The 3,338-nt window shown below is 34.9% G+C and carries 3 protein-coding genes and 1 pseudogene; all 4 read right to left on the bottom strand.

Going from position 1 to position 3,338, the window contains the following annotated elements; genetic code table 11:
• Position 1: 1 nt before the first annotated feature.
• A complete protein-coding gene (locus JJE11_RS16820) occupies positions 2-949 on the bottom strand; it encodes a sugar kinase (RefSeq protein ID WP_291637701.1) in 948 nt (315 codons plus the stop codon).
• A 2-nt stretch (positions 950-951) separates the two neighbouring features.
• Positions 952-1,977, bottom strand: a complete 1,026-nt coding sequence (locus JJE11_RS16825; protein ID WP_291637704.1) for a sugar kinase — start codon at positions 1,975-1,977, stop codon at positions 952-954.
• Positions 1,978-2,060: 83 nt separating this feature from the next.
• Positions 2,061-2,705, bottom strand: a complete 645-nt coding sequence (locus JJE11_RS16830) for a bifunctional 4-hydroxy-2-oxoglutarate aldolase/2-dehydro-3-deoxy-phosphogluconate aldolase (protein WP_291637702.1) — start codon at positions 2,703-2,705, stop codon at positions 2,061-2,063.
• A 42-nt stretch (positions 2,706-2,747) separates the two neighbouring features.
• A pseudogene (locus JJE11_RS16835) lies at positions 2,748-3,338 on the bottom strand (mannitol dehydrogenase family protein); the annotation flags it as partial.

Consider the following 3,338-nt stretch of genomic DNA (forward strand, 5'->3'; position numbering starts at 1 on the left):
CTTATCTTTCAATTATTTTCTTCTTTCCAATAAACGCCATCAGTTGCTCTACATTTGGATACCCTTCCATGTCGCCCTTTACAAGGACCGCCATGGCTCCGACTCCATTTGCATACTCTCCACATTCTATTAAATCTAATTTATTAAGCATTCCTGAAAGAAAACCTGCAGCAAATCCATCTCCTGCACCTACTGTGTCTTGTGGATTTTCTAATCTATATGAATTTATATACAATCGGTTTAATTTATCAGCTACATAACAGCCTTCTTTTCCAAGCTTTACAGCTACAGTGCTACACCCCATATTCATAAAACTATCCGCAATATCCTCAGGGTTTGAGAGTCCAAGGAGCATCTCCCCTTCATCTATACCTGGAAATATTATATCTGATTGTTTTGCAATTTCAAGTAACACTGGTATTGCCTCTCCCTCTGTCCATAATTTAAGTCTAATATTAGGATCAAATGAAACTAATACATTGTTTTCCTTTGCAATTTCTATAGCCTTAAATACTGTTTTTCTACAACTCTCAGAAAGGGCAGGTGTAATACCCGTAATATGAAGTATTTTTGCATCTTTAATATAAGATGCATCTAGCTCCTCTTGTTTTAAAGTGCTAGCTGCTGAATCTTTTCTGTAATAATACACATTTGGATTAGAATGCATAAATCTTTCTTTAAATAATATACCCGTACTTCTCTTTGAATCAAAAATTACTCTGGATACATCAACCCCTTCTCCTCTAATTGTAGCTTGAATATATCTTCCAAATTCGTCATTTCCAAGCTTTGAGAACCATCCAACTTTATGTCCAAGTTTTGCAAGTGCTATTGCAACATTGGACTCTGCCCCTGCAATAGATTTATTGAAATTTTGGACGTATCTTAAAGGTCCTGAGGAATCCGGACCAAATAAAACCATAGACTCCCCAAAAGTTACTACATCCATAATTATCTTTGCACCCTTCCTGATGCATCACCATTCATAAGCGTTTCTACTTCTTCTTTTGACGCAAGGTTAAAATCTCCCTCTACGCTATGCTTAAGGCAAGAAGCAGCTACTGCATATTCAAGAGAATCTTGATTAGAAAGACCTGAAGTTAAACCATATATAATACCTGCACCAAGGGAATCTCCACCGCCAACTCTATCCACTATATGCATTCTATATTTTTTAGAACTATAAAATTCTGATCCATTATATAGCATTGCTGACCAACCATTATCTGAAGCTGAAAAACTTTCACGAAGTGTAATCGCAACATACTTTAAGTTAAATCTATCTGTAAGCTTTCTTGCAACCTCTTTATAACCTTCACCGTTTATTGTTCCACCAGTTATATCTGTTCCTTCTGCACTAATTCCGAATACTTTTTCTGCATCTTCTTCATTTGCTATGACTACATCACAGTACTTCACAATTTCACCCATTACCATGCCAGCTTTTTCACTGCTCCAAAGTTTTTTCCTGAAGTTTAGATCTACACTTACCATAACACCAGCTTCTTTTGCTGCCTTTACTGCATCCAGAGTTATTGCTGCACATTCATCTGATAAAGCAGGTGTTATTCCTGTAAAATGGAACCATTCTGCACCGGAAAATATCTCTTTCCAATTAAAATCTTCTCTTTTAGCCTCTGCAATAGCTGAATAAGCTCTGTCATAAATTACTTTAGAAGGCCTTTGAGATGCTCCCTTTTCACAATAATAAATCCCTACTCGATCTCCGCCACGCGTAATCATATTAGTATTTACACCATATTTCCTAAGCTCATTTACTGCTGCTTGACCAATTTCATGTTTAGGCAATTTTGTTACAAAATATGTGTCTTTACCATAGTTAGCAAGTGACACAGCAACATTAGCTTCTCCTCCACCATAAACAACTCCAAATTCTTTTGCTTGTGCAAATCTTTCAAAACCTGCTGGTGCAAGTCTAAGCATTATCTCACCGAATGTAATAATTTTTCCCATAATATATTTCCTCCTATAAATTCATGACATACCAATTAGGTATGTCAATTAATAAATCATCTAATTTACATATAATTTAATTATTTCTATGCTCTTGCTTTTTTAACTGCTTCAACAAATTTTGCAGCAGTCTGTGTCACTAATTCATAATCTCCAGTTTTTGCTCCTCTAGTTAAATCTCCACCAGTTCCTACTGCTATTGCTCCTGCTTTAATCCAATCCTTAACATTATCAAGTGATACTCCACCAGTCGGCATAAAGTTAGCTTGTGGAAGTGGTCCTTTTAAAGAACTTATTATTGACGGACCAAAAGCATTTCCTGGGAATACCTTTAATACTTCAACCCCTAATTCTAGTCCCTCAATAGCTTCTTTTACTGTCATAATACCTGGCATAACTGCAATTCTATATCTATTACATAACTTTACAGTTTCAGGGTTTAAACTTGGGCTTACTATGTACTTTGCACCAGCTAAAATGCAAGCTCTTGCAGTTTCTGGGTCAAGAACAGTACCTGCTCCAATAAGTACTTCTTCATCATCTTTATATATTTCACATAGTTCTTTAATTATATCTATTGCCCCTGGCACTGTCATTGTAATTTCAAGTGCGTTAATTCCACCTTTTTTAACTGCTTCTACAATTTTTACGCCTTCTTCTTTTGATGTTGCACGAATTACTGCTACTATTCCATATTCACTTATCTTTTGAACTATCTCTAATCTTTTCATTATTTACACCTCTTATTATATATTTTGATATATTATTTATTTTTATTTACAATATTTTTTTAGTGTTAAGCGGACAGCACCTTTTCCAGCATTTAATTCACTAAAGTACGCTTCAATTTTTTCTCCTAGTCCTACTTCGTATAGATCAATACCAAAGATTGACTTGTTAGATAAAATTTTAATTAAAGTCTCATGAACATTTTGCATCTCATTAAATTTAATCTCAGCTATTATAGGAGTTAGTGATGAAAGCATAGGATCGGGACTTAACTCAAATGAATTCCCCGCGTCATCTATAGCCATTAAATAACGACACCATCCTGCTATTGCAAGTGGTATAAATGTTAGGCTTTTAACATCTAGATTAGGACTTTCAACATAAGCTTTAATTGACTCACCAAAGCGTATTCCTAATTTTTGTGAAGTATCACATACAATTCTTTGTGGTGTATCAGGCATAAATGGATTTGGCAAACGTACCTTCATTACCTCATCTATAAAATCCTTAGGTGACATAATACCTGGGTTTACAACAACAGGTAATCCTTCCGTGTAACCTATTCTTTCTATTAATGTTACAAGCTCATTATCATTCATTTCATCTGATATCTTAGTGTAAGATAAAAGACATCC

Origin of the sequence: Clostridium sp., assembly GCF_016650095.1 — a bacterium.
In the GTDB taxonomy this organism is placed as follows: domain Bacteria; phylum Bacillota; class Clostridia; order Clostridiales; family Clostridiaceae; genus Clostridium_AD.

Excerpts from the sequence above, each read along its gene's own strand:
- JJE11_RS16820 (WP_291637701.1), bottom strand. The coding sequence starts at position 949 with ATGGATGTAGTAACTTTTGGGGAGTCTATGGTTTTATTTGGTCCGGAT.
- JJE11_RS16830 (WP_291637702.1), bottom strand. The coding sequence starts at position 2,705 with ATGAAAAGATTAGAGATAGTTCAAAAGATAAGTGAATATGGAATAGTA.